This is a genomic window from Amycolatopsis sp. cmx-4-61 (assembly GCF_046548775.1).
Lineage (GTDB): Bacteria > Actinomycetota > Actinomycetes > Mycobacteriales > Pseudonocardiaceae > Amycolatopsis.
In genome coordinates, this window is record NZ_JAEBEI010000046.1 from 1 (window position 1) to 5755 (window position 5755).

The following is a 5755-nucleotide window of genomic DNA, read 5'->3' on the forward strand; positions in this document are numbered from 1 at the left end:
GGATACCGACGTTTGACCCTGCGCTACGAACGCAAAGCAGAGCACTTCCTCGCCTTCGTCATCCTCGGAGCCAGTCTCACCTGCTACAAGAGACTCCGCAAACTCACCACATGAGACACGCTCTAAGCCGCTGAAACAGCACCCTCCAGCGCTGTGACGATCCGGAAAACGTCGCCCTCATCGGTACGCCAGTTACTGAACGCGGCCCGTATTGCCGGCACACCGGCGCGGACGGTCGGCGTAAGGAACACGTCGCCGGCCAATGCGGCGAGCCGCTTCGCGGGTGGGATCGTCGGCGAAGGTGAAGCAGACGACATTCATCCGGACTGGCGCCAGCAGCCGCGGGGCGGGGATGCCGGTGATCGCCCGCCCCAGGGCGAGGGCGCAGGCGACGTATCGTTCGACGATCTCGCGGTGCCCCTCCCTGCCGTAGGCCCGCAGAGTGAACAGGCCGCGAGCGCGCAGAGGCGGTGGGAGTTCTCCGGCGTGAGGTGGACCAGGTCGGGATTGTCGCCGAGTGGACCGAGGTAAGCGGCCGCGTTCTGGAAGACCCGAACCTGCAGGTCACGGCGGCGGGTGAACTGTACCGCGCTGTCGTAGGGCACGTTGAGCCACTTGTGCAGGTTCACGCAGACCGAGTCCGCGAGGTCCAGGCCGCTCACCAGGTGCGCGTGGTGCCGCGGCAGCCGTCGCGACCGCTCGGGCACTTCTCGGGCACGTGCGTGCCGGATTCTCTCCAGATATCCGTGCAGGCCAATCGTGCCGGGTGTGGTTCCGGGCACGGACTGCCGAGGAGGGCAGTTGCTGTGTTGAGCCCGAGTGAGGGGCGCGATCCGGTGCTGTCGGCGGCGGCGCTGATCGTGGGGATCATCGTGGCTCTGACCTTCCTGTTCGGTTTCGGGAACGTGCTCACGTTGGCGCTTCGGTTGGGGGTGCCGGTCTGGGTAGCGCCGCCGGTGGCGCCTGCGGTGGATCTGTCGGTGGTCGGGCCGTTGATCGCCATTCGGTCCCTGTCGTTGCGGGGCGCTCCTGCCGAGGTGATTCGGCCGCCGCGGAGGCTGCTGTTGGCGTCAAGCTTGGTGACGTTGGCGTTGAACGTCGCTGAGCCGTTGATCGCCGGTGAGGTGGGGAAGGCGTTGTTCGATGCGGTGGGTCCGTTGTTGTTGATCGGCTGGTCTGAGGTGGGAGCGGTCCTGCTGCAGGCGCTGGCCGCCGTATCAGCCATCGGGTCTCCGGCTGGCGCGGCCGAGGCTGCCGACTCAGACAGCGTTTCGGTCGAGCAGTCAGACGGCGTGAACGTGGATGCTGAGTTGGTGGATCGGGCACGGTATGAGGATCGGCGGCATCGGGAGCTGTATCAGCGCCCGATGCCGCCGAGAACCTGCGGAAGACACTGGGCGTAGGTGCGGAGCGTTCGCGCACCTTGGTGAAGCCAGTACGCCACACGATTGAACACGTCTCGGGTCACGAAATGGCTGACGGCGGTGCAGGGCGGTCCGCACCGACGTGCGGACCGTATGCCGCGGAGACCCATTCCTTGGCAGTCTCGACGCCAATCAAGGCGATCAATGACCTGATGGCCGATTCGGCGGAAGGGTGAGGAGCGTTTGGGTGGTCGTGCCGGCCCTTGCTGCGTGTGAGTTCCTTTTCGGGGCTGCGTCAGCGGAGAGTGCTCGCGTACGACATGCGCCGGCGCGAGCGCACTGCCTCGCCCGGACGTGGCACTGCCGACATGTCGCTGCTGGCGGGGGTCCGGGTATCTCGGGAGTCGAATATCACCGCCAGCCGTTCCGCGGCTGCGCGTGCCATTGAGGCCGTCGCGACACCGCCGAAGAGGGGGCGGCCATCCAGGCCGTCATTTGTTTCCGGCTCCGCGGCCAGGCGATAAAGGTCTACCCGGTCGGCGGGCGCACAGATCTCATACCCGCCACCGACGGTCAGGATAACCATGTTTGGGTCCGAGTGAATGATGTCCCGAAGCGCCGGAATTAAATTCTGAATCATCCGGCGAGGATGAGGGGAACGCGTCTGCGGAAAAACTAGCTCGGCAATATGGTCAGCCTCGACGCGGTGTCCCAGATTGAGCAGGAGAACTCCGAGAACTCTACGGTGAGCAAGTGAAGGCAGCGGCAAAGTACCATTTCGGCCAAGTATCTCAATAGTGTCGACCAATCGGAATTCAAGACGAATCGCGTCGACATGTGGACACTTTTCTGATTTATGGTATTCTCGGTGGGCTGAATACTTATGCATCTTTCAACGGTAGGTCGCCGTATGGTTCCTGATCAAGCTTGCTAACGAAAATTTAAGACACGAGTTATGTTCGCTTGATTTCGGCCGGATTGCTGCCACCTGTGTGGGGGCCGTTCTTCGTCTGGTATGATCCGGAGTGTGTCTGAAAATTAGCTGAGATGAGGGCTGGGCTGCTGGTCAGGCAGGCTGCAGGTCGGGTGCCGATGCGCTTGCCCTGCAGCCATGAGGAGACGGCGTCACACTCAGCGCTGGTGCTGATCGTTGTGATGCATCATCCGCCGGGCAGCGCCCTGATGCCGCGCCAGTCGCCCCTTCCGGTTCCTGTCCGATCCGCTCCGGCAGTTCCTGCGGCGAGGTTCTCCGCCGAGGGGTGGCACGCGCTGATCAGGACCGCGCGTGACCCGGACACGGCAGCAGCCGATACTCGGCGAACCGATGTTGGGTTGCCGTGACGGGTCGGATCTTCTGCCATTCGGGTTCGCTGCGCGTCTGTCCACTCGTTCGTCAGAGATCCCCGGCTTGACGGAAACAACTTTTCTTACGTAGTGTGTGCCCGGAGCCTGAGTGAGTATTCCGTCGCCACTCCTGTCAATGGTGTGAATGTCCCACAATGGGACAGAGGTTGAGCCAGGAATCTGCACCACCGCCTGAGCGTCCGATCGGACTTGAGTACAGCGCGATATCGGCGACTTGAGAGCAGATGTCGCATTGCTTACACTCCGAGTTGAACGCGTCAGTTGCCAAATTTTGCTGAGGGTCGGACTATTCTGCCGCTTCTGTGGGGCGAGATCACGTCAGATTGGGATTAGCCAGGAATTGCGAAAGCATATCGAGCTGTCTGGCGAGTGTTGGGAAGTCGATTTTCGCGGATCCGTCTAATTTGTTGTTCAAGAGGTACACGTAAGGATCGGAAAAGCCATTTTGCCTTGAAAGTCTCATCATTCCCGTCGGGTCTCGGTCTGCAATGTCATCGAAGATATCAGCCAGCACCCTGAAGAGCAGATAAATTTGGCGACGGCCATCCGCGGACAGATTTTCTCCCTGGTTGGCCAAGCGACTCATCTCGGCAACATTGGTGCGAATTGCGGGAAGGTGCATCTCCGTGGCGGAGACATTCCTGATTGCTGGCGATTCTTTCCACCAGAAGAGCGTAGTTGCCCCTCGGCTGAATACCACGTCGTTGACGTGCACTCCTTCTGGCAGGATATAATACGTAGTCTCGTCAGGGTAAATGAATCGTTGGTGGATTAAGAGCTGCTGGAAAAAGTCTGTCAGGGGGACGGCCCACGTTTCCGGTTCAAAACCAGTGCCGAATGCGTCGCGATCCCTGATCTCGGCAAGCCAAAGATATCTCGTGTTGTCGACCGAAGCGACCTGTTGGGTTTGCCTGCACCATGGGCAGCTAACAGTGTTGGAGAAACTTCCCTCCTTGAGTTTCGCGGCGACACCGGACACCTCGGAAATTCCGCCTGTCTGAATATTCAAATTCGTGGCGATCATGTCGAATTCGTTTTTCGGTTGCCTTTCTCGGGTTGCCGTCTGCACCAAGGTGTTCCAGCAGTTACTGTGGAGAAAATGGTTCCCGCACGGAGCTGCGGCAAGTTCACCGTTCGATGTGTCTGATAGGGGGTCGCCGCAGACGCAGTCGTCGTTCAGTGGCGTGTTTGCGCTTGTCATGTCGTCGACTGTATCAGCGCCGGGTGGGGAAAGCTGGCGCCAAAAGGTAAGAAATCGGGCAGTGATTCCGCTGAAGTCGACGTTGCTGTCACGGTGATTTCGACAATCGCTCCGCGCGGACGAGCGGGTTGAATTCCAGTCAACGTCGATTGATGGATTCCGGTTTGGCATGCTGCGCAGCTTCGGTCATTTGTTCGTCGATCTTGCGGGCAACATATTAGGCACCGGAGTGAGACTTTGTCGCTCTGGCCTTCGTGGCGTCGGCCGATGTGACTCAGGACCTTGGATCCGGCAAGGTTGCGTCTCGCCGATAGTGCGCCGAGTCATTTCGGCGGGGGACTCCGCATCCTTGCAGCCTGTGAAGGACGTGGCTGGTGCGCCGGTTGCCGAGCAATCTGCGAAGGACCTGCTGGTCGGGCAACTCGTTCAATCCCGGGGACAAGACAGACGAGTCCGGTTCCGCCGAAGGTGGCCTCGGGCCGGGCTGGTACCCAGTTGCTACTGGGCAGCCGCTCAGCATGCCGCGCGCCAGCCTGCGCCGCGCGTAACTCCTGGTCCGGCAGTTCTGCGCCGACCGCGGGATCGACTACGCCCAATGCGGACTGCTGAAGACCTACTACTACGTCCTGCAGCACCTGCATGACGCGAGTGCACTGCTCCGCGAGAAGACCGCGGCTGCCCGCTGAGGATGTCTCGTAGTCCGGTGTCGGGGCGTGAGGGCCCGCAGTTGATGCAGGCTGGGTGCAGATGATCACCGCGTCCGCGACCGGAGTGGATCGACCCGTTGCCCGGGCTGCAGCCGGGCCGACCGCACGGCCTCCGCTTGCCCTTCAAACCCGAGTTCCCCGCGAACTGCAGGCGGCGTTCCATCGGCCGTCCAGCTCGTGTGCCAGTTCGTCGTCGTTCCGGACCGGCCAGCGCCTCAGGGCCCACCACTGTGTGGCTGCGTACCAGGGCCGACGTCCCACGTGCACCGATCACTGCGGCCCGCGGCGACGTCCTGGGCAGTGGTTCGAAGGCAGCCAGGCCGGGTGGGTGCCGGTCACGCGAGCCGTCAGCCGTCCGCGTGCACGAGACCACCCGGTCGCTGGGGCGTATGGTCGGCTTATGTCCATGGTATGCACGGGTCGTGCGCGGACGAAGTCGCGTTTCTGATGCCGGTGTTGTCGGAGTGCTTTTGGCGCACCCGGCGTTGTTCTATGACACACCAGCGGAGTACCTCGCCGGTACGGTGCCGTTCGTCATCGAGGCGTTGACGGTCGGCGAGCCGGTGGCCGTGGCCGTGCCGTCAGCCAATCTCGAGCTACTGCGACGCGAGCTCGGGGCTGATGCCGGCCGGTGCGCCTGCTGGACATGACCCTTGCCGGGCGCAATCCGGGCCGGATCATCTCGGGTGTTTGCGGGCCTTTGCCGAGGCGTACCCCGGCGTCCACGTGCGGATCATCGGCGAGCGGATCTGGGCCCGGCGGTCCCGAGTCGGAGTACCCGGCGTGCGCGCAGCACGAGGCCCTGATCAACCACGTCTTCGCCGGCCGGTGGATGACGATCTTGTGTCTTTATGACGCGGCGTCGCTAAGGCCGGTCGCGCCGGCGGACGCCGTCCGGAGGCATCCGTGGCTGGCGGACGGCGCGGGTGTGTGGCGAGCGAGTGGCGCGTATTCGCCGAAGACCGCGCCCACGACGTCGTGCTCGTCGTGTGGCCGGTACCTGTCGTTCGCCGAGCGTGAGGAGATCGCGCTGCTGCGCGCACAGGACATCGGCGTGCGCGAGATCGCCCGCCGCATCAGCCGCGACCCGGGAACGATCTCACGCGAACTGCGCCGCA

At 62.6% G+C, this 5755-nt stretch carries 5 protein-coding genes and 1 pseudogene; 4 read left to right on the forward strand and 2 right to left on the reverse strand.

The window, feature by feature from the left end; genetic code table 11:
* Nucleotides 1–114, forward strand: a pseudogene (locus ACLJOU_RS46660) (IS5/IS1182 family transposase); the annotation flags it as partial.
* Between the two features lie 695 nt (nt 115–809).
* The gene (locus tag ACLJOU_RS46665) at nt 810–1403 is read left to right on the forward strand and encodes a hypothetical protein (protein ID WP_410575742.1); all 594 of its coding nucleotides are present in this window, start codon (nt 810–812) and stop codon (nt 1401–1403) included.
* 256 nt (nt 1404–1659) lie between these two features.
* Here ACLJOU_RS46665 and ACLJOU_RS46670 read toward each other — a convergent pair whose 3' ends face one another.
* Together ACLJOU_RS46670 and ACLJOU_RS46675 are read right to left on the reverse strand one after the other, a co-directional pair.
* Complete coding sequence (locus ACLJOU_RS46670; RefSeq protein ID WP_410575743.1) at nt 1660–2253, reverse strand: hypothetical protein; 594 nt, start codon at nt 2251–2253, stop codon at nt 1660–1662.
* A 789-nt stretch (nt 2254–3042) separates the two neighbouring features.
* The gene (locus ACLJOU_RS46675) at nt 3043–3930 is read right to left on the reverse strand and encodes a hypothetical protein (protein ID WP_410575744.1); all 888 of its coding nucleotides are present in this window, start codon (nt 3928–3930) and stop codon (nt 3043–3045) included.
* A gap of 1096 nt (nt 3931–5026) precedes the next feature.
* Here ACLJOU_RS46675 and ACLJOU_RS46680 point away from each other — a divergent pair.
* Both ACLJOU_RS46680 and ACLJOU_RS46685 read left to right on the forward strand, forming a co-directional pair.
* The gene (locus ACLJOU_RS46680; RefSeq protein WP_410575746.1) at nt 5027–5287 is read left to right on the forward strand and encodes an MEDS domain-containing protein; all 261 of its coding nucleotides are present in this window, start codon (nt 5027–5029) and stop codon (nt 5285–5287) included.
* Nucleotides 5269–5755, forward strand: a 487-nt coding sequence (locus tag ACLJOU_RS46685) for a helix-turn-helix domain-containing protein (protein ID WP_410575745.1), incomplete at its 3' end; no start/stop codon positions are given. The genes ACLJOU_RS46680 and ACLJOU_RS46685, both read left to right, overlap by 19 nt.